The following is a 24,941-nucleotide window of genomic DNA, read 5'->3' as shown; positions in this document are numbered from 1 at the left end:
ACAGCAGGGACCGCACCATGACTCACAAAAAAGCCACGCTGACCGGGCTTATCGCCATCATTCTGTGGAGCGCCATTGTCGGGCTGATACGCGGTGTCAGTGAGGGGCTCGGCGCTGTCGGCGGAGCCGCGATGATCTACACGCTCAGCTCGCTGCTGTTGCTGCTGATGGTGGGATTCCCGAAGGTAAAAACATTTCCCCGCGCCTATCTGCTGTTGGGCAGCCTGCTGTTTGTCAGCTATGAAATCTGCCTGTCTCTCTCGCTGGGCTATGCCCGTAGCGGCACGCAGGCGATTGAAGTGGGCATGGTGAACTATCTCTGGCCCAGCCTCACCGTCCTGTTATCCGTGTTTATCGCCCGGCAAAAATGCAGCCTGCTGATCGTCCCGGGAATGGCGGTCTCCCTCGTCGGGATCGCCAAAGTGCTGGCGGGTGAGCATACGTTGTCGCTGGCGGAGATCGGCAATAACATCGCCTCAAATCCCCTCAGTTATGGGCTGGCCCTCGCGGGCGCCGTGATCTGGGCAATTTACTGCGTACTGACGCAAAAAATAGCCCGGGGAAGTAACGGCATCACACTGTTCTTTATGCTGACCGCACTGGCGTTGTGGATAAAATATTTCTCTGCACCTCAGCCAGAGATGGCCATCACGTTTCCGGTGCTGGTGAGTCTGGCACTGGCTGCGCTGGCAATGGGCCTGGGTTATGCGGCATGGAACATCGGCATCCTGCACGGTAATGTGACGTTGCTGGCCACCGCGTCCTATTTTATTCCCGTGCTTTCGGCCATGCTGGCCGCCTGGATGCTGAACGCCAGCCTGTCGGTCAACTTCTGGCAAGGCGCTGGCATGGTCAGTCTCGGCTCGCTGCTGTGCTGGTGGTCAACGCGTATCAAAACCTAACCCCCCCTGCTTTCACGTCAGCAACGCTAAGTGTACCGATGTCGCGAATGGCGGTCGCTTCCCCGCTACGCGGACGAAGTGACCTGATCTCATTTTTCAAGAGGGATCGGTTCAGGCAATGATTCCAGGCTCGCCAGTTTTGAAACACCTGCCGTATAAATAATAATGAACTGAATCAGAAAACCAATCAAAACAACCCAGATGCAATTATCAATACCAATATATGTTCCCAGCACACCGCCTAATGCCGCCCCAATAGGGCGCGCGCCGAAAGTCGCCATCATCACCAGGGAGGATACACGGCCTAACATATTCTCAGGTGTAATAGCTTGTCGTAAGGTCACGGAAGAAATTGTCCATATTATTGGTCCTACACCGAAGAAAAAATAGCTCAAAATCACAATCGGATAAGAGGGATAAAATAGTGTCACCGCCATCAAAACCGCGCCAAAGAGTGCGCTTGTTGGGCCCAACTTCAGCAGTGTTCCAAAAGATAAACGCCTGCTGATAAATGGCATAATCACTGCACCTGCAACCATCCCAATACCATAAACCCCCATACTGCTGCCAATTAAGTCCGTTGTAAAATTCAGCTTATTCATTGCATAAATAATATATATGGATTGCAATATAAACCATGATATGTTGAAAACAATCGATGTATACAGCATCTGCCTCAGATGTAAATTCCTGGCAACAAACAATGCCCCAACTTTCAAATCCGATAAAATATGTTTTTTCCCTTGCTTAACACGAGGAGGTTCTTTTAAATTTAATATAAGAATAAATGCGACCATCGAAAATATAACAGAAATGACAAAGGACACTGAAACTCCACTATGAGCGATTAAATAACCTGCAATAGTGGGGCCAATAGCCAGTGCAAGGCAGCGGGCTAATTCGACTCGTCCATTCGCTATGGCCATATTATGTTTGGGTACTAATGCAGGAACCAGAGAAGGCACCGCAATACTGTATACCACGGTACTCGTGGCACCAATAAAACCTAACACAGCCAAAACAGGAATAGAAAGACTTGATTTGAATATAAAAAAACAAATAAGTACTAACGACAAAGCGCGTAATACTTCAGCAGTGAGCATCGTCAGCGTTCTTGAAAGTCGATCAACCAACAATCCTGCAGGAATAGACATCAATAAAAAGGGTAGAGTTTGCGTTAACTGTAAGAAACTTATCTCGCTGACAGATGCATTCAAATAAATAGCGGCGTACATTAACGCACCCGCCAAAGCCAATTGTTCCGAAAGTTGAGCAAAAAGATTAGAAAATGAGATCTTATTAAATTCCCGCGGCAACCGCTCTTGCTTTGATGCCATCATACCTGCCCGCCTTAACTGAAATTACGTCAAAAAACATCTGCACTCATTGAATTTAAAAAAAGTTTAATCAATTTTTATTTTCTCTAGCTTATCCATAAATTCACTTTCCTTATCTTTCCACCAGGGAGGAATCATCAGATTACTGCCTAGTGCCTGTGGGGTTTCATCAATACAAAAACCAATATCAGAAGTAGCAAACTCGATGAGAATACCGCCAGGCGATCGTACATAGATAGAATGAAAGTAATTTCTATCTTTAATTTCTGACACATCAGGAAAGCCTAATCCGACAAGGTGTTCTTTAATTTCTAACTGTTCTTTCTCTGTCTCAACAGCAAATGCAATATGGTGCACGATACCTTGTGCAAATCCCCAGGTTCCCTGAGGTAGGGATGGATCGTACAGGACATCGATGGTACGCTGCGGGCCGCCCGCGCCAATATGAAAGCGTTGATAAGCGCCATCTTCAGCGGCCAGCGTCATCTTAAGACCATCCGTGAAAAAACGTGCTTGTTCAGTGTAATCCCGCACAGAAAGTGTCACGCCAAAAATACCTCGAATAGCATGATCGTCATGGATTTCATCAGTTACCCAACCCTGGATATCATTAACCTCTGATTCCGTTAATTCAAAAACAAGTCCAGAGGGGTGTTCAAATTCAATATATTCCGCACCAAATTTATATTTTTTCGTGATGGGTTTTATTAAATGCAAGGATAAACGTTGTTCCCAAAACGCCATCGATCCGGGTGGAATAGCATAGGCAACTGCACTGATCTGGCCGCTTCCTTTTCGCCCTTTGTATCCGAGATCTTTAAAGGGTAGCGTTGTCATAATCGATCCCGCCTGAGCATCCTGACTGCCATAATACAAATGATAAACAGGGTTTTCACCATCAAACAACACGGTTTGTTTGATCATCCTTTGGCCCAGTATTTTTGTAAAAAAATCGACGTCCTCTTGCGCTCCAGAAACCCCGCTGGTTATATGATGGATTCCTGTCAGATGCCCGTTAATAGCATTCATAATTTTTCCTATGCATTTTTATCATTAAACACCAAGATAAGATTGTTCCAGTACTTTTTTAAAACCGGGAACCTGAGAAATAATATTATCCAGATACATAATTCTGGGGTAATGATTAAAATCAGAAATGAAACGACGAGCAAGAAACAATTGAGAAGCTAAAAACACGTCAGCAATGGTGGGTTTATCACCATAACAATAACGTCCTTTTTTTGACTCATTAACTAAAATAGCTTCCAATATTTCAAGACCGGACCGTATCCAGTGTACACACCATGCATGAATATCTTGCGGTGTTACATGATGACTGGTCATATACAACCTGACTCGGGCATTTGTTAAAGGTTGCATTTCGCTTGCTATAAACTGGCAGATAGATCTCACCCTTGCCCGATCTTCTGGAGATTCAGGAATAAGTGGATATCTGTCAGGGTATTTCTCTTCTAAGTATTCAATAATAGCGATTGATTGAGTCAAGGTAACATCACCATCAACCAGTGTTGGAACCAGTTTTTGAGGGTTTAATTCATGATACCCCCCTGTCTGATGGCCCCCCTTGGATAAATCCACTTCGATCAGTTTATAATCAAGCTTCTTATATTCCAGTGAAAGGCGAATGCGTATTGATGCTGATGACAAATGAAATGAGTAGAGTTTCATTACATATCCTTATATTTTTCAAAACACATATCCGTTGTTATTCTCACACCGCCCCCAACAATATAAACACCCTATCGACACAACACTCCAAATCTTGCTTTTTCATTCAAAAAACATGGAAATAAAAGTAATCATTGTAAAAACGTCGTGAAACTTTCATAAATGAATTGATGACATGGTGAATTTAATGAGATCACGAGATGTGAGGTTTCTGTCAATAACACAGACACATTTTGTATACGCAGGAAGATGAGGATGAGATTGATGGTGGTACGCAATAAAATGATGTGCAGGGCAGCACTTTTTCCTGCCCTACTGTGTTAGCGGTAATACATCGCAATACGCTGGCCATTGACCTGCTCAACGGTCACGGGCAGATCGAAGATCTGCTCAATCACCTCTGGCACCATCACCTGCTCAGGCGTACCGCGGAATACCACCTGTCCGTCCTTCATCGCCAGGATGAAGTCGGAGTATGCCGAGGCAAAGTTAATGTCGTGGATCACCAGCACGATGGATTTCTCTAACTGATCGGCGGCGCGTCGTAGCTGCTTCATCATCGCCACGCTGTGCTTCATATCCAGATTGTTCAGCGGCTCGTCCAGCAGGACATATTGCGTGTCCTGGCACAGCACCATCGCCACAAAAGCGCGTTGACGCTGGCCGCCGGATAACTCATCCAGATAGCGATGACGCAACGGCAGCAAATCAAGAAACGCCAGCGACTGCTCAATATGCTGGCGATCATTTTCATTAAGCCGCCCCTTGCTGTAGGGATAACGCCCAAAGCTCACCAGATCCCACACCGTCAGACGGCTGGTAAAATGGTTCTCCTGGCGCAGCACTGACAGTACCTTTGCCAGTTTTTCACTGTTGGCATCGCTGACGTCCAGCGCGTCCACCGTCACCACGCCGCTGTCCGCTTTCAGCAGGCGGCTGATCACCGACAGTAACGTTGACTTGCCGGCACCGTTTGGCCCGATAATAGAGGTAATGCCTGACGATGGCAGGGTTTCGCAGATGTTTTGTAACACCGGCTGATTATCGTACTGTTTGCTGACCTGCTTAATGTCGATCACTTGGCGCCCTTTCTCAGCAGTAAATAGATGAACAATGCCCCACCGCTAAACTCAATCACCACCGACAGCGTCCCGGCCATATCCAGCAGCCGTTCCAAAATCAACTGCCCGCCCACCAGCGTGATGATGCCAATCAGCACACAGCCGGGCAGCAGATACGCATGACGCCAGCTTCCCATCAGCGGATAGGCCAGATTGACGATCAGCAGGCCGAGGAACATCATCGGCCCCACCAGCGCGGTCGAGACCGCCACCAGCAGCGAGATCAGCAGCAGTAAACCGGTGACATGACGTTGCCAGGCAATACCAAGCGCAATAGCGCTATCCGGCCCCAGCGCCATCACATCCAGACGGTGACGCAATCGCCAGACCAGCGTGGCAACCACGGCAATCACCCCGGCTGAAATCAGCAGCACATCGCTGTCGGCACGGGTAAACGTGGCGAAGATGCGGCTTTGCAACACCGCGAACTCACCCGGTTCCATCAGGCGCTGCATCAGGCCCGAGATACTGCGGAACAGCGTGCCGCACACCAGGCCTATCAGCAGCACCCGGTGCAGATCCAGCCCGGCGCCCCCTAACAGCCAGCGATACAGCAACGTGGCAAACATCACCAGCAGTGCGCTTTCGGCGATGAAGCGCCCTACGCTGCCCAGCATATTCAGCCCGCCGACATCCAGCGCGAAGATCAGCAGCGTCTGCATCAACACAAACAGCGACTCCAGCCCCATCACCGACGGCGTCAGAATGCGGTTACGGGTCAGGGTCTGAAACAGCAACGTACTGATGCCGGAGGCGAAACCCACCAGCACCATCGTGGCGAGGATCTGCCCGCGATGCCGCAGGATATAAGCGATATTGCCGTGCAGACCGAGGGTCATGAAAATCCCCATCAGCACCAGCAGCAGCGTCGTCAGCAGCAACAGGCATTTGCCGGGTGACAAAGCATCAGTGCGCATGGCGTTTCGACCTCACAATCAGCACGAGGAAGATCATCGCGCCCAGCACGCCAAGCAGCGCACTGACCGGAATTTCAAACGGGTGGATGATCAGACGGCCGAGAATATCGCAGCCGATCACCAGCATCGCGCCCACCAGTGCCACCCAGGGCACGGTGCGCCGCAGGTTGTCACCCAGCGCCAGGCTGACAATATTAGGCACAATCAACCCCAGGAATGGCAGCACGCCGACCACCACTACCACCACGCCACTGATCATGGCGATCATTGCCATCCCCATCAGCATCACGCGGCGATAGTGCAGCCCGACATTGACCGAAAAATCACGCCCCATGCCCGCCACCGTAAAGCGGTCAGCCATCACCGCTGCCAGCAGTGTGATCGCGCCCACCGCCCACAGCAGTTCATAGCGTCCCTGCATCACGCTGGAAAAGTCGCCTGATTCCCAACCGCCCAGCGACTGGAGCAGATCAAACTTCATCGCAAGGAAGGTGGTGACTGAACTGAAAACCGCGCCCAGCATAATGCCGGCCAGTGGAACCATCAGGGAGGATTTCATACGGATACGCTGGATCATCAGCATAAACAACGCGGTGCCTGCGAGGGAAAACAGTGTGGCAACGCCCATTTTCAGCATGATCGGCGCGGCAGGGCTGATGATCATCACCAGCAGCAGTCCCAGACTGGCAGACTGCGTGGTGCCGACCACCGAAGGCTCAACAAAGCGGTTTTGCGTCAGCATCTGCATCATCAGCCCTGCCACGCTCATCGCGCTCCCCGCCAGCAGTAACGCGGCGGTACGGGGAAAACGGCTGATCAGCAGGATCTCCCGCATTTCAGGATCTGACCACAGACTGAGCAGAGTGACACGGCTGACGCCGACAAACAGGCTGCAAACAATCAGGCCCAGCAGTAATGCCAGGCCTGCAATAAAGGCTACGGATTTCATTTACGGCTGGGTTTTCGTTTTATCCAGCACCTGCTTCACCTGAGTCATCAGATTGCTGTAGCTCTGAATGCCGCCTGCAATATAAAGCGAACCGGAATCGAGATAGACCACCTGCTGTTTTTTCCAGGCATTGGTTTTACGCACCAGCGGGTTATCCAGCACCTGCTGTGCGGATACGCCCTCTTTGCGGCCAATGGCGCTGTCGCGATCCAGCACAAACAGCCAGTCAGGATTCGCTTCCATGATGAACTCAGGCGACACCGCATTACCGTGTTTGCCGGTTTCCGGGAAAGCCGTGGCCGGTTTAAATCCCAGCACATCGTAGATAAAACCAAAACGTGAACCCGGTGAGTGCGCGCTGATCTTGCCGCCGTTAATCATCAGCATCATCGCGCTACCGGCGGTGGCGGACTCTTTACGCACGTCAGCAATCTGGGCATTAAACGCCGCAATCACCTGTTGTGCCTTCTCTTCTTTACCGAAGATCGCTCCCAGCTGTTCGGTACGTTCGGTCAGGCTTTGCACGAAGTGTTTCGGGTCGAGATCCAGTGAGAGGGTCGGGGCAATTTCACTCAGCTTGCCATAGGCATCATGAGCGCGGGCACCGGCCAGAATCAGATCGGGTTTGGCATTGCTCAGGGCTTCAAAGTTGGGTTCAAACAGCGTGCCGGCATTCAGATACGCCTTGCCATTGTACTTCGCCAGATGCTGCGGATAGTGCGCGCTGGTTTGTGGCACGCCCATCGGGTTAATCCCCAGGGCATCAGCAATATCCAGCGTTGCCGGGCTGAGGATCACCACACGTTGCGGATGTTTCGGCACAGCGGTGGAACCCTGCGCGTGCACGACCGTCAGTGCGGGAGCATCTGCTGCAAAGGCCGCAGGCTCACAGGCGAGCATGGCGGAAAACAGCGATAAAACGAAGGCCTGAGGGAAGCGCATTTTCTCTCCTGAGAATCAGATAAGTAGCAAAAATGAGAACGATTCGCGTTCGATTTTGTTGCGGGATAATAACGACTGCCTGGCAGGATGGGTAGACAGAACATGGCATCCGCTGTTCATAAAACAGACAAAACTCACAATCCGTAGCAAATAAGAAGATTGCGAAGCAAATATGAAGATTTTAATAACTTGATTATTAACAAATAAAACTCCATCGCTGACTTTTACTGACAAAAGTGGCCAATTGTGGAGATTTTAAGGATTCGTATTTCCCACCATAGAAATGAGAACAATTATCGTTATCATGCACATTCTCTTACAACACTAAACACTTTGAGATGATGCAATGAACAGGAACGGACGCTTTCGATTACACCCTCTGGCACTGCTACTGACCGCCATGCTGGCCGGAACAGCCAGTGCCGATGACGATACCGCCGCCGCCAGTGACGTGGAGGATGTGCTGCTGGTACAAAAAACAGCGGAACAGGAGTTAAAACAACAACCTGGCGTCTCTGTCATCACGGCAGAGGATATTGCGAAGAATCCGCCCGTTAACGATTTGTCCGACATCATCCGCAAAATGCCCGGCGTCAACCTGACCGGAAACAGTGCCAACGGCAGCCGGGGTAACAACCGCCAGATTGATATTCGCGGTATGGGCCCGGAAAACACCCTGATCCTGATTGACGGCGTGCCGGTCAGCTCGCGTAATTCCGTGCGTTACAGCTGGAAAGGTGAACGTGATACCCGTGGCGACAGCAACTGGGTACCTGCTGAAATGGTCGAGCGTATTGAAGTGCTGCGTGGCCCGGCCGCCGCCCGCTATGGCTCCGGGGCCGCCGGTGGCGTGATCAATATCCACACCAAGCGCCCGACCAAAGACTGGCACGGTTCCCTGTCGCTGTTTACCAATCAGCCGGAAAACAGCAAAGAAGGTGACACAAAACGCACCAACTTTAGTCTGAGCGGCCCGCTGGCGGGTGATGCGCTGACCATGCGCCTCTACGGTAACCTCAACAAAACCGATGCCGATGCCGCCGATATCAACCAGGCGCAAAACGGCGCGTATGCCGCGGGCCGTGAAGGGGTGCGTAACAAAGATATTAATGCGCTGGTTTCCTGGAAAATGACCCCCTCGCAGATCCTCGACTTCAGCTATGGCTACAGCCGCCAGGGCAATATCTACGCCGGAGATACCCAGTACAGCAATGGCAACATCAGCCCCGGTGGCCTGGTCGACTCACTGTACGGTTCCGAGACGAACCGCCTGTACCGTCAGTCTTACGGCCTGACCCATAACGGCTTCTGGGAATGGGGCGATTCTAAGCTCGCCTTCAACTATGAAAAAACCAATAACACGCGCCTGAAAGAAGGTTCTACCGGTCGTGTGGAAGGGATGATTAACAGCGACGAGTACAGCACCAGCCGACTGGAAAATTACCGTGCCAGCGCGGAAGCCAATATGCCGATGGACCGCTGGATTGAGCAAACCGTGACCCTCGGCGCTGAGTGGAATCACGAAAAGCTGGACGACAGCGCCTCCATGTCAGCCACCGATGCCAGCGGCGTGATCATCGGCGATATGTCGGGGGATCCGGCCAATCGCAGCAGCAAGAACAGCGCGACCACGGCCGCACTCTACGTTGAAGATAATATCCAGCCATGGGAAGGGACCTTCCTGATCCCGGGCCTGCGTTTTGATCACCACAGTGAATTCGGCAGTAACTTTAGCCCGAGTTTTAACTTCTCTCAGGATCTGGGTGAAGGGTTCAAACTGAAAGCCGGTATTGCGCGGGTGTTTAAAGCCCCGAATTTGTACCAGTCAAGCGAAGGCTATCTGCTGGCCACCCGGGGTAACGGCTGCCCGACATCGGTTGCCACCGGCAGTTGCTACCTGTTGGGTAACACCAATCTGGATGCCGAAGTCAGCGTCAATAAAGAGCTGGGGCTGGAGTTTGCAGCTGATGGCTATGCCGCGGGTGTGACCTGGTTCCGCAATGACTACAAAAATAAAATCGTTTCCGGCACCGACCTGCTCGGCACCGCCTCTAACGGCTATAACATCCTGCAATGGGAAAATGGTGGCAAAGCGCTGGTGGAAGGGCTGGAAGCCAGCCTGACGATCCCGGTGGTGCGTGACGTGCTCGACTGGCGGACTAATGCCACCTATATGCTGGAGTCGAAAGACAAGAAAACCGGCAACCCGCTGTCGATCATCCCTAAGTACACCATCAACTCGATGCTGGATTATCAGATTACCGATAAGTTCTCCACCGAGCTGAACTGGACGCTGTACGGACGCCAGAAGCCGCGTGAATTTGTGGAAAGCCGTCTGGAAGGCAGTAGCGGGCTATCCAGTAAAGAGATCGGGGCATATTCCCTTGTCGGGCTGAATCTCAACTATAAGTTCACCAAAAACCTGAGTGTGAAAGGCGGCGTCAGCAACCTGTTTGATAAGCAGATTTACCGCGAAAATGACGGCGCTTCGACTTATAACGAACCGGGTCGCGCGTACTATGCGGGCGTAACGATGGGCTTCTGATAACCGGTTTCAACAACACAGAGCAACACGGTTCCTGTGGGGGCTGACCTTTTGTTTCGGTCAGCCCGTTGACCCCTCAGCGCTTTTCCTGAAACCTTCCCACTATTCCCCGCATTTTTTGACTTTGGACAAGGCTATCGTCAGTAGCCGTATGCCAAAAGATGAGAATGAGTATTATCTGATGATAACCTCACACGGGAATAACAATGATGATAGCCAATACGCTTACCCGCTTTAACCAGCTGTTTTCTCATCCTGACTTTGCCAAATTATTGCTGCGCCTGACGGTCGGCGGCCTGATGCTGTTCCACGGCTGGCATAAGCTGCATTCCGGCATTGGCGGCATTCAGGGCATGCTGGCCGCGCACGGGCTTCCGTCTTTCATCGGTTACGGCGTGCTGATCGGAGAAGTGGTGGCCCCGCTACTGTTGATCTTCGGTATTCTCTGCCGCCTGTCAGCCCTGACAGTCATTGGCACCATGGTGGTGGCGTGGCTGCTGGCGGGTCTCGGCGACACCTTCAGCCTGAGCCCGGTCGGAGCCTGGGCGATTGAGAGCATGGCTTTCTTTGCGTTCGCTTCACTGGTGATCCTGTTCCAGGGCGGCGGAAAATATTCGGTCGTCAGCCACAGCGCCTGGCGTTAATCGGGTCCTCTTCTGTTCAACGCATCGCTCCGGGTGCGTTTTTTATCTCACCCCTCTGGCCTCCAGTCCCCGCCCAATATGGTCCTACCAATCGTAAAAAAACAGCCATCACGGCCACAAAAAAGCAAAAATTGAGCAACAATCATTGTATTCAACTAACAAAATATTAACTATCAGCAGCTGTTAACCCCCATACAGCTGAATTGGTAGGACCGTAATCAGCAGGGGTGAAAAAACTCTGGAGAACCCTGCATGCAACCCTGGCAACAAGTGTATGACCCGTTGAACAATATCTGGCTATCCAGCCTGATTGCCGCCATCCCTATCCTGTTTTTCTTCTTTGCGCTGATTAAGCTCAAGCTGAAAGGCTACCTCGCCGCCACCATCACCGTGGTGCTGGCGCTGATGGTGGCGCTGTTTCTTTACCGCATGCCGGTGGATCGCGCGCTGGCATCGGTGGTGTATGGCTTCTTCTACGGACTCTGGCCGATTGCCTGGATTATTATCGCCGCTGTTTTTGTTTATAAAATTTCGGTGAAAACCGGGCAATTCGATATTATTCGTGCCTCAATTTTGTCGATCACCCCCGATCAGCGCTTGCAGATGCTGATTGTCGGCTTCTCGTTCGGTGCGTTTCTTGAAGGGGCCGCCGGGTTCGGCGCACCGGTGGCGATCACCGCTGCGCTGCTGGTCGGCCTTGGTTTTAATCCACTGTATGCGGCGGGTCTGTGCCTGATCGTCAATACGGCCCCCGTGGCCTTCGGAGCAATGGGGATACCGATTATCGTTGCCGGGCAGGTCACAGGGCTGGACAGCTTTGAGATCGGCCAGATGGTTGGCCGCCAGCTGCCGTTCCTGACCATTATCGTGCTGTTCTGGATCATGGCGATCATGGATGGCTGGCGTGGGATCAAAGAGACCTGGCCTGCGGTGATGGTGGCCGGGGGATCGTTCGCCCTTGCCCAGTATCTCAGCTCTAACTTCCTCGGCCCTGAACTACCGGACATCATCTCTTCGCTGGTGTCGCTGGTATGTCTGACGCTGTTCCTGCGCGTGTGGAAACCGGTGCGTATTTTCCGCTTTAAACCGGCGGATAATGCCCCTGAACAGCCACTGGTGGTGGAGAAATACCGCACCGGGCAGATTGTCCGTGCCTGGATGCCGTTCCTGTTCCTGACCGCCACCGTTACGCTGTGGAGTATTCCCCCGTTCAAGGCGCTGTTTACACCTGGCGGCGCGCTGTACAACCTGGTGGTGAATATCCCCATCCCGTTCCTCGACAAGCTGGTGGCGAAGATGCCCCCCGTGGTCAACGCCATCACGCCTTACGCGGCGGTGTTTAAATTCGACTGGCTGTCGGCGACCGGTACCGCGATTATCGTGGCGGCGCTGATCTCCATCGTCTATCTGAAGATGAAACCTGCTGATGCCCTGTCGACATTCCGCAGCACGCTGAAAGAACTGGCATTGCCCATCTACTCTATCGGCATGGTTCTGGCCTTCGCCTTTATCTCTAACTACTCCGGGCTGTCAGCCACGCTGGCACTGGCGCTGGCCCATACCGGCCCTGCGTTCACCTTCTTCTCGCCGTTCCTCGGCTGGCTGGGCGTGTTCCTGACCGGGTCGGATACCTCGTCTAACGCCCTGTTTGCCGCCTTGCAGGCCACCACGGCGCAGCAGATTGGCGTGTCCGATCTGCTGCTGGTGGCGGCAAATACCACGGGCGGCGTGACCGGGAAGATGATCTCTCCGCAGTCGATTGCCATTGCCTGTGCGGCGGTGGGGCTGGTCGGGAAAGAGTCGGACCTGTTCCGCTTTACCGTGAAACACAGCCTGATCTTCACCTGTATGGTTGGGGTGATCACCACGCTACAGGCCTACGTGCTGACCTGGATGATCCCATGACCGCCTCAGGCTCACTGATCGATCGTCTGCGAACGCTGATCGCCGATCGCCAACTACAGGCAGGTGCGCGCCTGCCTGCCGAGCGTAAGCTGGCGGATGAACTGGCCGTGTCACGCTCGTCACTGCGTGAAGCCCTGAAAAAGCTGGTGGGTGAAGGGGTGCTGTTCAGCCGTCACGGCGGGGGATATTACCTGTGTGAAGCGCCGCCGCCGTGGTCGGAACAACGCATCGTCCAGCCGCTGAAAGCGCTGGTGGCAGATGATCCGGACTATCGTAACGATATTCTGGAAGCACGTCATGCCATCGAAGCCAGCACCGCTTGGTATGCGGCGCTGCGGGCGACCGATGCTGATAAAGAAAAGCTGCAGAGCTGTTTTGACGCCATCCAGCAGCAGGAGAGTCTGTCGCCAGAGATGGCCACGCAGGCCGACGTGCGCTTTCATCTGGCGATTGCTGAAGCCTCGCATAACGTGGTGCTGTTACAGACCATGCGCGGCTTCTTCGATCTGCTGCAATCCTCCGTGGCACACAGCCGCCAGCGTATGTACACCGTACCGACGATTTTTGCTCACCTGACGGAGCAGCATGAAGAACTGCTGCTGGCGATCCTCGCGGGCGATGCGGAACGGGCCAGCCAGGCGGCGAAAAGTCACCTGGGTTTTGTGCAGACCACGCTCAAAACCCTGCATGAAAATGAAGCCCGGCAGCAGCGCAGCACTCGCCTGCCGGATGACGATACCGATGTCACAAGGGAAGAAAATCGATGATTATTTCAGCCGGAACCGACTACCGTGCCGCAGCCAAACGCATCCTGCCCCCGTTCCTGTTTCACTATATTGACGGTGGCGCTTACGCAGAACATACGCTGCGGCGTAACGTCGATGACCTGGCGCAGATCGCGCTAAAACAGCGTGTGCTGAACGATATGTCCACCCTCAGCCTGCAAACCACGCTGTTTAACGAAACACTGTCGATGCCGGTGGCGCTGGCCCCGGTCGGGCTGTGCGGGATGTATGCCCGCCGTGGTGAAGTGCAGGCAGCGAAAGCCGCCGCGGCGAAGGGTATTCCGTTTACCCTCTCCACCGTATCGGTGTGTCCGATTGAAGAGGTGGCCCCGGCGATCTCCCGCCCGATGTGGTTTCAGCTCTATGTACTGAAAGATCGCGGTTTTATGCGTAATGCGCTCGAGCGTGCCAAAGCCGCAGGCTGTTCCACGCTGGTGTTTACCGTGGATATGCCGACGCCTGGCGCGCGCTATCGCGATGCGCATTCGGGGATGAGCGGCCCGAACGCCGCCCTGCGCCGCTACTTGCAGTCCGTTACCCATCCGCAGTGGGCCTGGGACGTTGGGCTGCACGGCAAGCCGCATGACCTGGGCAATATCTCCGCCTATCTCGGGAAACCCACCGGGCTGGAAGATTATATTGGCTGGCTGGCGAATAACTTCGATCCCTCTATAAGCTGGAGCGATCTGGAGTGGATCCGCGAGTTCTGGGATGGCCCGATGATCATCAAAGGCATTCTCGATCCTGACGACGCACGCGATGCGGTGCGCTTCGGTGCCGACGGCATTGTGGTATCCAACCACGGCGGCCGTCAGCTGGACGGCGTGCTGTCAACGGCGCGTGCGCTGCCCGCCATTGCCGATGCGGTGAAAGGCGATATCGCCATTCTGGCCGACAGCGGCATCCGCAACGGGCTGGACGTGGTGCGGATGATGGCGCTGGGCGCGGATACCGTGTTGCTGGGCCGTGCGTATCTTTATGCGCTGGCAACAGCAGGTCAGGCTGGGGTGGAAAATCTGCTGACGTTGATCGAGAAAGAGATGCGCGTGGCGATGACGCTGACCGGCATGAAATCAGTGGCGGATATTTCGCGTTCGGCACTGGTGGAGAACGGATTGGGTTAAACTCAACTTAGCGCAAGGGCCGACCACTGAGAGATCCCCAGTCATTTTTTGTGGCTGCCAGTTTGGCTTCCGGTCTGAGGCCAGTTTGAGCACGCCGGATCGGCAAAACCCGCATCCTTGCGGGCCTCGGCTCGCGGCATCCCTGCCGCGTGACGTCCGGCTTACCTCAAGCTGGCCCCATCCCCGCAAAAACTGTGCTCGCGGTCAGTTTTAAAACCACCATCACATGACGCTCTCAGCGGGAAAGCGAAATGCCCTTGACGTTGACCTGAACAATCCTGCAGGCCATCGTCACAGGTCGATCAGAACAAATTATCGCAATATTATGGCAGCGTTGAAACCATAGGGAGCGCCATGAAACCTTAGTGGCTGCCCCGCCACACTTCTTGTCCATCTCAACAAAGCCCGCCGTTGCCCACTGCTTTAGCTTCAACAGGTCAACTCTACTTTGCCTACGGGAAGCTCAATCATGAACGATGTGCACTATCTCAGCCTGTCAGAAGTCGGCCAGCGTATTCAGTCACGCGAACTCTCTTCCGTCGAGGTCACACAACACCTGCTCGCACGTATCGCCCGCCTCGACCCGACGCTGCACAGCTACCTGCATGTCATGAACGAAAGCGCACTGCAACAGGCGCAGCAGGCCGATGAGGAGATTGCCCGGGGGCACTTCCGTGGCCCCTTGCACGGCGTTCCCATCGCCCTGAAAGATCTGATCTGGACCAAAGATGCCCCCACCACCCACGGTATGAGCATCCATAAAGATTTCTATCCGGCGGAAGACTCCACGGTCGTGGAACGGTTCCGGGCAGCCGGGGCGGTCATCTTAGGCAAGCTGGTACAGACAGAAAGCGCCTTTGCCGATCACCATCCCGAGGTCACCCATCCCATCAATCCCTGGGGAGAGGCGCTGTGGACCGGCGTGTCGTCCAGTGGGTCCGGTGTGGCCACCGCCGCCGGGCTGTGCTTTGGCGCGATAGGTACCGACACGGGCGGCTCCATTCGCTTCCCGTCCAGCGCCAATGGCCTGACGGGCATCAAACCGACCTGGGGCCGCGTCACCCGCCACGGTGCATTTGAACTGGCCGCGTCGCTTGACCATATCGGCCCGATGGCGCGTTCCGTCGCCGATGCCGCCGCCATGTTGCAGGCCATTGCCGGGCGCGATGAAAAAGACCCGACCTCCAGCACCCAGCCCGTTCCCGACTACCTGGCGCTGATGACCAAAGGGCTGAAAAAATGCCGCATCGGCCTCGACAGCGCCTGGGCGCTGGACGGTGTGGATGCCGAGACACGCAGCGCCCTGACTCAGGTGCTCACCACCCTGACCGCGCTGGGGGCAGAAATAGTCCCGATCACCATGCCAGACACCGATGAAGCGGCCCGTGACTGGAGCGCACTGTGCGCGGTAGAAACGGCTGTCGCTCATGAAAAAACCTTCCCGGCACAGCGCGACCAGTACGGGCCAGGGCTGGCCGGATTGCTCGACCTCGGCCACTCGTTGAGTGCGCTGGAGTACCAGAAGCTTTGGCTGCGCCGTGCCAGCCTGCGCGGCACCCTTAATGCGCTGTTTGAACAGGTCGATCTGATCTTCGCCCCCGCCAACAGCTTTGCCGGGCTGACCTGGGAAACCATGGACCGCTTCGGCACCGACGACGAGTTGTTCCGGGGTGTGCTGCGCTTTACCAGCGCCTTTGACAGCAGCGGCCACCCGACCATCACCCTGCCCTGCGGCAAAACTGCCGCGGGTGCACCGATTGGCTTCCAGCTGGTCGCGGCCCACTTTGATGAAACCCGCGCCATCCAGGGCGGCTGGGCCTGGCAACAGGTGACCGAGTGGCACCGGATGCACCCCGAACTGTAACCTTTCGCCCTGCTGCGGCGCACCCGCTCCCCGCGATGGTGCGCCCGGCTTTCCTTTTCTGCCACGCTGAAAAAATCCCTTTAACATCATTACGTTAAAATCCGTTAATTTTCTCTTTGTCCGCGCGTTATGGCCCTGTTTTTGCAGTATCAGTGATGAGTTCGCGAAGAATATTGCGCTGATGCCCGGTCACTCTGCGAGGAAAGAGCATGAAAGAGTATTTTTCCACTGAGGATTTTGAATCCCGCCACCGTTTTGATGCCTGGCGCGATGCCGTGTGTTCGCGGCTGATCAATGCCCGGGCACAGCAGACCCAGGCCACGGAGTTCTCGGGTAGTTTCACCTACAGCACACTGGCCGATGTTGATATTGCCAGCCATACCTCGCGCACCGCGCTGGTGTGGCAGCGCACTCCGCAGTGCATCCGCCAGCACCCGGCCAGTGACTACTATATCGGACTGTTTCGTAGCGGTAGCGGTCAGCTGGAGCAGAATGGTCACCGCAGTACGGCGCAGTCAGGGGATATGGTGATTTATGATGCTGCACGGCCGTTTAACTTCGCCATGGATCAGGCCGCGATCAATATCATCCGCCTTCCGCGCACCGTGTTTGATCACAGCGCACCGGGGATTGATGCGCTTGCCGGTGTCAGGCTTGATGCCCATCGTCCGGGCGTCACCACCTTACGGCAGATGATGCTGGAAGCCTTCGACTACAACAGTGATACCGAGAGTGCCGGGCACACCGGGCAGTTTGCCAGCACGTTGTTTGAACTGATTGCCGCCGCCATTAACCTGCAAAAAAGCGATGCGTCAGGCAAACCGGATCTGTATGCCCGCATGGTCGCCTGGCTGAAGCAGAACCTGCATCAACAGCAGCTTTCGATTGCCAGCCTCGCCAGCGCCCACCACGTTTCCCCCCGCACCGTCAGCCGCCTGTTTGCCGCCCACGACAGTACGCCGATCGGCACGCTCTGGCAGCTGCGCCTGGTCGCCTGCCGCAAAGTGCTGCTGGAAGGACGGGCGCGCAGCATCACCGAAGTGGCGTTCGATCACGGCTTTAACGATATGTCACATTTCAGCCTGGCCTTCCGCAAGGCCTTTGGCTGTTCGCCCACCTCACTGATAAAAAAACGCAGCGTCAGCCTGCCTGGCGAGTGAGGTTCAGGCTGTCATCAATAATGCGGTCGGCCACCTGCTCCAGCGTACAACGTCGGTTCATCGCTTCAGAGCGCAGTAAACGGTGGGCGCTCCCTTCATCAAGGTGGCGCTCACTCATCAGCAGCAGTTTGGCCCGGCTGAGTTTGGTGTGAAGAAACAGACGGCGCTGGCTTTGCGTCAGTTCCTGCTTCAGATGACGCAGCTGTTGCGCCACCTGCGCGCAGGCGTTTAGCTGTGCCGCCAGGGCGAACGGGTTAAGCGGTTCGGCCATGCTTGCCTGTGGGGTGAGTTCCAGCATCAGTGCCAGCGCAGCGAGATCCTGATAGTTCACCAGCGCTATCAGCGGCACTTCGTGCTCGCGCAGCGCCTGGCTCAGGGCCAGCAGCGCCGGGCGATAGCGGCAATCGATGCGCACCACCACCACATCCGCCTGCGGCATCGATTGTGCCAGCGGCCAGCAGTGCAACATTGTGCAGCCCAGCGCAACCAATTGCCCGGCAACGGCATCAACCTCGCGGTTGGCCGGATGCACCATGCACACCTTCAGGCCGTTTAACCCACCCAGCGTTGTATCAGTACCCATCGCATGCATTTCCCGTCAGTGCAGCACGACAACAGGCCGTACCATCATCAGAGAAGGTAACGCGTTGTGCGGTGCCACACTGTGCCGCGCAGGACGGGAATTATATTCAACGCGCCAGGATTTGCGGGCAGACCGATACAGAAGGTCAGCCCCTGAGAGATTCCCACAGAAATTAATAGCTGATCATTCGGCGTCAGGTCCGGGGCCAGTTTGAACACGCCGGATCGGCAAAAGACGCATCCCTACGCCACATGGAACCCGATATGCTGTTCGGCAATCGCCTGCGCGCTGGTCTGGCGCGGGTCAATCACCTCAACAATCGCGCCCTTCTCAATCACATGAATACGGTCGGACAGCGCATAAAGGAATTCGATGTCCTGCTCCACCAGGATAATAGAAATATCCATTTCATGGCGCAGCACGCGTAGCGTCTCGATGATCTCCTCACAGATATTCGGCTGGATCCCTTCCGTTGGCTCATCCAGCAATACCAGCTGCGGTTCACCGCACAGGCAGCGGGCCAGCGCCAGCAACTGCTGCTCACCGCCGGACAGCGATCCGCCGGGTTGAGCCACCAGCCGCTTCAGTCGCGGAAACAGCTCCAGCATCCGCTCCACCATCGGTGCCGCCTTGGCGAAGTTTTTCACACAGCCCATGCGCAGGTTTTCCTCCACCGTCAGCGTGGGAAAAATCTGCCGCCCCTGCGGCACAAAGCCAATGCCCGCCACCGCACGCTGATGCGCCTCATAGCGGCTGATATCAATGCCGTTCAGCAACACCTGCCCCTGCCAGCCGGGCAGTTCGCCCATGATGGCGCGCAGCAGCGTGGTTTTCCCCATGCCGTTACGGCCCAGAATGCCAGTAAAGGCTTTGGCACCGACAAACAGATCAACGTTATGCAGCACCGGCACTTTGTCATAACCGGAAACCAGCCCTTTCAGTTCAAGCATGTTTGATCTCCGTATTTCCGAGGTAAGCTTCTTTGACCGCCGGGTTCTGCGTGACCTCGCGGAAGGTGCCTTCCGCCAGCACCTCCCCCTGGTTAAACACCGTCACCTTTTGTGCGATCATGCTGATAAATTCCATATCATGCTCCACCACCACGACCGTGCTGTTGAGATTGATCTCTTTGATAAGCTCGGCGGTTTTGCGCACTTCGTGCCAGGTCATCCCGGCGGCAGGCTCGTCCAGCAGCACCAGATCGGGTTTTGAAATCAGGATCATCCCCAGTTCCACCCATTGCCGCTGACCGTGCGACATCTCAGACAGCACCGTGTCGGCGCTGGCCACCAGATCGATCTGCTCCAGCACCTGGGCAATATGCTGCGGGATCTGCGCTTTCGGCAGTTTTACCGCTGCCGCCTGCCACAGATTTTCATAGACGCTTAAGCCCTCGAATACGCTGGGTACCTGGGTTTTAATTCCGATGCCGAGCCGGGCGATGGCCCAGGGTTTCAGGCCGGAGATCACCTGGTCGCGGTAACGGCACTCGCCGCGCGTAGGCAGCACCTGGCCACTCAGCATCTTGAAGAAGGTGCTTTTCCCCGCGCCGTTCGGCCCGATCAGGCAGCGTAGCTCACCCTCACGCAGGGTGAAATCCACCTCTTTTACCGCATGGACACCGCCAAAACTGACGCCCATTTTCGTTGTCTGTAGAATAATCCGGCTGTTCACAGTTTCACCTCCGACATCTCAGCATCCGCTTGTGGTCTGGCTTTACGCCGTATCAGCCGCTGTAAGGTAGGCAGCAGTCCACCGGGGATCAGCAGCACAAAGGCGGTGAGGATCACCCCCAGTACCAGATTGGTGTCGACGCTCTGCTGCGCCCCAAGACGGGTCACCAGCCACTGCAACGCCACACAGCTGATCACCGGGCCGATTAAGGTGCCGCGCCCGCCGACAATCACCCAGATAATGATCTGCGCCGACTGGCTGATGCTGAAGACGCCGGGGCTGACGAATGCCCCCCAGTTGACGTACAGGCAGCCCGCCGCCCCGGCAATTGCGCCACCAATGGCAAAGGTGCCGAGCTTATGGGCCGGGACGTTATAGCCCAGCAGCCCGGCGCGCTGTTCGTTTTCACGGATCGCCACCACGGTTTTGCCAAAGCGGCTGGCCAGCGTCAGCTTCAGCAGCGCGTAACAGAGGATCAGGCAGAAACCGGTGACGGTGAAAATCGCTTCCGGCGACAGAATATCGTCGGGGCTGAACAGGCCGTTCAGCGTTGGCACGGATGGCATGCCGTTAAAACCGCCGAGCAGCGCTTCACCCAGGCGGTATTCGCTGCCGGAGGTGGAGTTCATCCAGTTAAACAGCACCAGGCTGACCGCCAGGGTGATCGCCCCCAGATAGACGTCGCTGACGCCGCCGTAAAAAATCACGTACCCCAGCAGTAACGAGAACAGCGTTGGCACGACAATCGCTGCCACCACAGCCCAGGTGGAGTCACCAACGTTAATCGCACAGATAGCGTAGGTGTAAGCGCCAATACCGAAAAATGCCGCCTGACCGAAGCAGAGAATACCGCCGTAGCCCCAGATAAACGCCAGGCTGAGCGACAGGATCGCCATCACCAGAAATACCGTCAGCGACAGCAGCGTGTACAGCTCCAGCGCACCGGATAACCACAGCGTCACCCCCGCCGCCGGGATCACCACCAGCAGCGTTTTTACCCATTCAGGCCATGTTCTCATCACAGGGATCTCCGAAAGAAGCGACCAGTAATGCCCTGCGGCAACAGGCGCAGCAGAACAATGGCCGACAGCAGCAGCGCCACCGCACCAAACACCGGCGTAGACATAAAGGTGACCACCTGCGAAATAGAACCAAACAACGTTGAGGAGGTGAGCGTTCCGGCAATGATCGCGCTACCGCCGCCGATCACGGTGATAAAAGCTTTGGCGATATAGCTGATGCCGATCGTCGGGATCACCCCGGTGATCGGCGCCAGCAGTGCCCCGCCGAGGCCGGAGAGCGCCGCCCCCAGACCAAAGGTCAGGCTGTAGATTTTTCCGGGGTTGGTGCCCAGCGCCGCTGCCATCCGTGCATTTTGCATGGTAGCGCGGGCGCACAGCCCGATGGTGGTGAACTTCAGCAGTAGCCACAGCGCCAGCATCAGACACAGTGAGAAGCCGATCATAAACAGCGCATAACCGCTGGTATTCAGGCTGCCGATGGTCACGCCCCCAAGCGGGGAGCTGATGCCGAGCGTCGTATTGCCAAACACCATGGTTGCCGAGCCGATAATCGCCAGGCTCAACCCCCAGGTCGCCAGCATGGTGTCGATGATGCGCCCGTAGAGGTTACGGATGATCACCCGCTCCACCACGATGCCAAAGATCCCCACCACCAGCGGTGCCAGCACCAGCATGGAGATCCAGATCGGCACGCCCCACTGATTGGTCGCGAGGATCGCCACATAGCCCCCCAGCATCATAAATTCACCGTGTGCCATATTGACGATCTTCATCATGCCGAACACCACCGCCAGCCCAAGGCTCATGACAATCAGCGTGGCAATCGCGTTCAGCACTTCAACGCTGTAGATAATGATCCAGTCCATATTCCCTCCTTACAGCTGTATCTGATACTGCTTGGTGTCACGCGGATTCTTTTTCAGATCGCACACCATTGCAGTATCCAGCGGTGGCTGCTGCGCATAGGTTTCGAGGATCTGCATCTGGTGGTCTTTGACCTCCGCGATATGCACATCCAGCGTCAGATGATGGGTGCCCGCATCGACGGTCGCTTTACCGCTGGGTGAATCAATCGACAATCCGCTTTCCAGTGCTTCAATCACCTTCATCCGGTCGGTATCCCCCGCTTTTCTCACCCCTTCCGCCCATAGCAGGAAGCCCTGATAGGCGCCCATCGCCAGGTCGCTGACATAAGGGGCATTCGGGCCATACTTCTCTTTGAAACGCTTAACGAAGTCGATATTGGTCGGCTGGTTGATCTCCTGCATATAGTTGGCGCAGATCAGCATGCCGTTACTCTCTTCCGGCGAGAGAATGATGTGTTCATTACCGCTGCCGAAGCTGGTGGAGGTCATCGGGATTTTTCCGGTCATGCCTGCCGCGTGCCACTGGCGGTAGAACGACAGGTGCGCCCCGCCCACCAGCGCCGACCAGATAAAGTCCGGTTTCGCCGTCTGGATTTTCGAGATGGCGGCACCAAAGTCGGTGACGTCCAGCGGGAAGAATTCGACGGCCACGGTTTCTCCACCGTTATCGGCAACATACTTCTTCACCCAGGAGGAGATGATCTGGCCGTAGTTGTAGTCGGCCGCCAGGATGTAAACCTTTTTGCCCCACTTCTTCATCGCATAAGGCACCATCTTCTCAACGGTTTGCGCCGGGGTAGAGCCGGATGAGAAGTAGTTACGGTCGCAGACACCGCCTTCATACTGCGCCGGGTAGAAATAGAGGGTGCGGAAGCGGTCGAGTACCGGGCGGATCACTTCACGTGAAGCAGAGGTGATCCCGGCGTGTACCACGGCCACTTTATCTTTCAGCGCGGCCTGCTGTGCGTACTGCGCATAGAGCTGCATATTCGACTGCGCGTCATAGGTAATCATCTGCAACGGCCGTCCCAGCAGGCCGCCGCTGGCGTTAATTTCGGACGCCGCGAGGTTGATGGCATCGGCCATCGGTTTACCGTAAATATCCAGGCCGCCTGACAGGTCGAGAATGGTCGCCACTTTGATCGGGTTGTCGCCCGCGGCAAAGCTGAACTTCGGTAGCCCCAGCGTTGCCATGCCGACTGCGGATGCCACACTGCCACTGATAAATGAACGCCGACTGATAGCCATAAACACTCCTGATGCTGTTTTTTAATTTATTTTCCCCACGGAAAGCCCTTCATGATCGCCATGAAAGAGAAAGGGGATGTTGGGATGGTTAACGTTGACTGACGCCATTGTCAGGCTAAAGGGTTAGCAGGATTAACTAAGCAATTAACAGGCCAGGATTGCGGGGGCAGGCAGTACGCCGCGTGGGCACTGTCGGTGTGTTTATCAGAGCGATATATGCACTATCCTGGCACACAGCAATGTGCAGATATGGTGCATAAGATATTGATTTAATTATTTATTACTATGACAGGCAGGTAACAGAGGTTGGCATTTTGAACACAGTATTATGATAAAAAAGATGTTTAAAAATCATCATCGGCAAGCCCATCAGACCACTTGATCATCAATGAGAGGGCATTATTTGCTCACGATTTTCTCAGCATGTCAGCTCAGACTATTAATAAGGCAATAAGAGACAGGCAGATTAAGAGAGGTACATTGTTATGAGCCGTCTTAAACAACTACAGGAAATGGCGCACAGTTTTAATGAAATCGGCGCCGTTTCAGATGAGACAGTCAAACGTCTGGATGCCCGCATCAAAGCTCAGGAAATTCGCGAAAAGTTGCCAAAAATCATGGTAATGGAAGGCAAAGATATCCGGGCGATGCGTGACCGTTTGGGGATCAGCCAGGCCGGACTTGCCTATACGATGAATATGACAGTAGCCAGCATCTCAAAATGGGAACGTGGAGAGAAAAAGCCAAATGGTGCCGCACTTCGCCTGTTAAACACCCTTGATCGTAAAGGGATTGAGGTTTTTGCGGAGTAACGTCGAGCTGAAAAGAAGGTACACACCATCAACACGGCCGACCGGAAAAAAGAGCTGGCCCCTACGCCAACATCATCATGTCGTGGGGGCTAGCTTCCCCGGTTCTCCCGATTCAGCCCCTGCCACACATCGCCACCCGCAGGGTATTCAGAATGCAGCGGATAAAAATAGCGGCTCTGCCACTGCTGTGTTTTGAGCGCCTGGCGCGACAGAGGTGTGACCCAGGGCGCGTAAACACGCAACGCACGCTTGCCGCCCACGCCCTGGCGGGAGAACACGCCCTGTTTCACCAGAATGTCGCTATCAAACAGGAAAATACCGCGGTTCTCCTCATCAAAGACGGCCACCATCACGGCGGCAATGTCCTGCTCGCTGTCCAGCGGGGCGATCTCATCGCCCTCGCCGAGCCGCTGCCATAGCGTGACAAACTGACCGACTTTCGTTGGGGTGGTACGCGCAACACGGAAAACCACAGTCTGATGATTGATCGACAGTCGGCAGGCTCCGTAATCGGCACTTTCAGCCTCGCGCTGCGGCGCATGGGTCACCACCAGCCCGGCAGGCAGCAACAGGTTTTCAATACTCTCGCAGAGTTGCACTGGCAGCAGGCCGAGTGCCGGGTCGGTCTGCCAGGTCAATGGGTGGGTAACGGTATCAGACACAGATCACTCCCTGTTAAAAAGCACGTATCAGTTAGGCACTCCGGCAATCACTTTAGTCGATTATGCCGTCAGTAAAACACCGATGGCAGCATCGTTCTGAAGATAATCCTTTTCCATTCCGGGTCACGTTGATCAGGCCGCTGTCCAGCGTTGGCAGGGGGCGATCGGAAAAGATGATCGCCCCCTTCAT

Annotated in this window: 23 protein-coding genes and 1 pseudogene; 10 read left to right on the top strand and 14 right to left on the bottom strand. The window is 55.1% G+C overall.

Annotation, left to right across the window (positions count from 1 at the left end):
• Positions 1–17: 17 nt before the first annotated feature.
• Positions 18–902: an aromatic amino acid DMT transporter YddG gene (gene yddG, locus LJN55_RS03910; RefSeq protein ID WP_227535724.1), complete on the top strand. Its 885-nt coding sequence runs from the start codon at positions 18–20 to the stop codon at positions 900–902.
• An 89-nt stretch (positions 903–991) separates the two neighbouring features.
• Here the strand turns inward: yddG and LJN55_RS03905 are convergent, their stop codons facing one another.
• From LJN55_RS03905 to LJN55_RS03875, 7 genes are all read right to left on the bottom strand, one after another.
• The gene (locus LJN55_RS03905) at positions 992–2,242 is read right to left on the bottom strand and encodes an MFS transporter (RefSeq protein WP_167863863.1); all 1,251 of its coding nucleotides are present in this window, start codon (positions 2,240–2,242) and stop codon (positions 992–994) included.
• Between the two features lie 63 nt (positions 2,243–2,305).
• A complete protein-coding gene (locus tag LJN55_RS03900; RefSeq protein ID WP_133843609.1) occupies positions 2,306–3,268 on the bottom strand; it encodes a VOC family protein in 963 nt (320 codons plus the stop codon).
• Between the two features lie 24 nt (positions 3,269–3,292).
• Positions 3,293–3,928 (bottom strand): maleylacetoacetate isomerase, encoded by a 636-nt coding sequence (gene maiA / locus LJN55_RS03895; protein WP_133843610.1) that lies wholly within the window; start codon positions 3,926–3,928, stop codon positions 3,293–3,295.
• A 320-nt stretch (positions 3,929–4,248) separates the two neighbouring features.
• The gene (locus tag LJN55_RS03890; RefSeq protein ID WP_133843612.1) at positions 4,249–5,007 is read right to left on the bottom strand and encodes an iron ABC transporter ATP-binding protein; all 759 of its coding nucleotides are present in this window, start codon (positions 5,005–5,007) and stop codon (positions 4,249–4,251) included.
• Entirely contained in the window at positions 5,004–5,966 is a 963-nt protein-coding gene (locus tag LJN55_RS03885; RefSeq protein WP_227535723.1) for an iron chelate uptake ABC transporter family permease subunit, read from the bottom strand. The genes LJN55_RS03890 and LJN55_RS03885 overlap by 4 nt, the downstream gene beginning before the upstream one ends.
• Positions 5,956–6,915: an ABC transporter permease gene (locus LJN55_RS03880; protein ID WP_171148855.1), complete on the bottom strand. Its 960-nt coding sequence runs from the start codon at positions 6,913–6,915 to the stop codon at positions 5,956–5,958. The genes LJN55_RS03885 and LJN55_RS03880 overlap by 11 nt, the downstream gene beginning before the upstream one ends.
• On the bottom strand, positions 6,916–7,857 hold the full coding sequence (locus LJN55_RS03875; RefSeq protein ID WP_407647779.1) for a siderophore ABC transporter substrate-binding protein: 942 nt from the start codon (positions 7,855–7,857) through the stop codon (positions 6,916–6,918).
• A gap of 346 nt (positions 7,858–8,203) precedes the next feature.
• Between LJN55_RS03875 and LJN55_RS03870 the strand changes: the two genes are divergently transcribed.
• From LJN55_RS03870 to LJN55_RS03840, 7 genes are all read left to right on the top strand, one after another.
• On the top strand, positions 8,204–10,402 hold the full coding sequence (locus tag LJN55_RS03870) for a TonB-dependent siderophore receptor (protein ID WP_227535722.1): 2,199 nt from the start codon (positions 8,204–8,206) through the stop codon (positions 10,400–10,402).
• A gap of 209 nt (positions 10,403–10,611) precedes the next feature.
• Positions 10,612–11,046 (top strand): DoxX family protein, encoded by a 435-nt coding sequence (locus LJN55_RS03865; RefSeq protein ID WP_133844211.1) that lies wholly within the window; start codon positions 10,612–10,614, stop codon positions 11,044–11,046.
• A 252-nt stretch (positions 11,047–11,298) separates the two neighbouring features.
• Positions 11,299–12,951 (top strand): L-lactate permease, encoded by a 1,653-nt coding sequence (gene lldP, locus LJN55_RS03860; protein WP_227535721.1) that lies wholly within the window; start codon positions 11,299–11,301, stop codon positions 12,949–12,951.
• A complete protein-coding gene (gene lldR, locus LJN55_RS03855; protein ID WP_227535720.1) occupies positions 12,948–13,718 on the top strand; it encodes a transcriptional regulator LldR in 771 nt (256 codons plus the stop codon). Before lldP ends, lldR begins: the two co-directional genes overlap by 4 nt.
• Positions 13,715–14,860 (top strand): FMN-dependent L-lactate dehydrogenase LldD, encoded by a 1,146-nt coding sequence (gene lldD / locus LJN55_RS03850; protein WP_159337394.1) that lies wholly within the window; start codon positions 13,715–13,717, stop codon positions 14,858–14,860. The genes lldR and lldD overlap by 4 nt, the downstream gene beginning before the upstream one ends.
• Before the next feature lie 469 nt (positions 14,861–15,329).
• A complete protein-coding gene (locus tag LJN55_RS03845; protein ID WP_212815848.1) occupies positions 15,330–16,724 on the top strand; it encodes an amidase in 1,395 nt (464 codons plus the stop codon).
• 209 nt (positions 16,725–16,933) lie between these two features.
• Positions 16,934–17,884, top strand: coding sequence for a helix-turn-helix domain-containing protein (locus tag LJN55_RS03840; protein WP_133843633.1), 951 nt, complete (start codon positions 16,934–16,936; stop codon positions 17,882–17,884).
• On the opposite strand, the gene LJN55_RS03835 is transcribed toward LJN55_RS03840, so the two are convergent.
• The 6 genes from LJN55_RS03835 to LJN55_RS03810 form a co-directional block, all read right to left on the bottom strand.
• Entirely contained in the window at positions 17,865–18,467 is a 603-nt protein-coding gene (locus LJN55_RS03835; RefSeq protein WP_200641192.1) for an ANTAR domain-containing response regulator, read from the bottom strand. The genes LJN55_RS03840 and LJN55_RS03835 overlap by 20 nt on opposite strands.
• Before the next feature lie 242 nt (positions 18,468–18,709).
• Complete coding sequence (locus LJN55_RS03830; RefSeq protein WP_133843637.1) at positions 18,710–19,417, bottom strand: ABC transporter ATP-binding protein; 708 nt, start codon at positions 19,415–19,417, stop codon at positions 18,710–18,712.
• Entirely contained in the window at positions 19,410–20,141 is a 732-nt protein-coding gene (locus LJN55_RS03825; RefSeq protein WP_227535719.1) for an ATP-binding cassette domain-containing protein, read from the bottom strand. The genes LJN55_RS03830 and LJN55_RS03825 overlap by 8 nt, the downstream gene beginning before the upstream one ends.
• Positions 20,138–21,160: a branched-chain amino acid ABC transporter permease gene (locus LJN55_RS03820; RefSeq protein ID WP_227535718.1), complete on the bottom strand. Its 1,023-nt coding sequence runs from the start codon at positions 21,158–21,160 to the stop codon at positions 20,138–20,140. Before LJN55_RS03820 ends, LJN55_RS03825 begins: the two co-directional genes overlap by 4 nt.
• Complete coding sequence (locus tag LJN55_RS03815; RefSeq protein ID WP_133843641.1) at positions 21,160–22,029, bottom strand: branched-chain amino acid ABC transporter permease; 870 nt, start codon at positions 22,027–22,029, stop codon at positions 21,160–21,162. The genes LJN55_RS03820 and LJN55_RS03815 overlap by 1 nt, the downstream gene beginning before the upstream one ends.
• Positions 22,030–22,038: 9 nt before the next feature.
• Positions 22,039–23,277, bottom strand: coding sequence for an urea ABC transporter substrate-binding protein (locus LJN55_RS03810; RefSeq protein WP_133843643.1), 1,239 nt, complete (start codon positions 23,275–23,277; stop codon positions 22,039–22,041).
• A gap of 405 nt (positions 23,278–23,682) precedes the next feature.
• On the opposite strand from LJN55_RS03810, the pseudogene LJN55_RS24025 reads away from it, so the two are divergent.
• Both LJN55_RS24025 and LJN55_RS03805 read left to right on the top strand, forming a co-directional pair.
• Positions 23,683–23,776: pseudogene (locus LJN55_RS24025) on the top strand (type II toxin-antitoxin system RelE/ParE family toxin); the annotation flags it as partial.
• Positions 23,763–24,089 (top strand): helix-turn-helix domain-containing protein, encoded by a 327-nt coding sequence (locus LJN55_RS03805; RefSeq protein ID WP_227535717.1) that lies wholly within the window; start codon positions 23,763–23,765, stop codon positions 24,087–24,089. The pseudogene LJN55_RS24025 and the gene LJN55_RS03805, both read left to right, overlap by 14 nt.
• An 89-nt stretch (positions 24,090–24,178) precedes the next feature.
• On the opposite strand, the gene LJN55_RS03800 is transcribed toward LJN55_RS03805, so the two are convergent.
• Complete coding sequence (locus tag LJN55_RS03800; RefSeq protein ID WP_227535716.1) at positions 24,179–24,751, bottom strand: MepB family protein; 573 nt, start codon at positions 24,749–24,751, stop codon at positions 24,179–24,181.
• Positions 24,752–24,941: the final 190 nt, after the last annotated feature.

Origin of the sequence: Erwinia rhapontici, from assembly GCF_020683125.1 — a bacterium.
Classification (GTDB): domain Bacteria; phylum Pseudomonadota; class Gammaproteobacteria; order Enterobacterales; family Enterobacteriaceae; genus Erwinia; species Erwinia rhapontici.
This window is presented reverse-complemented; position numbering and strand designations above follow the sequence as displayed.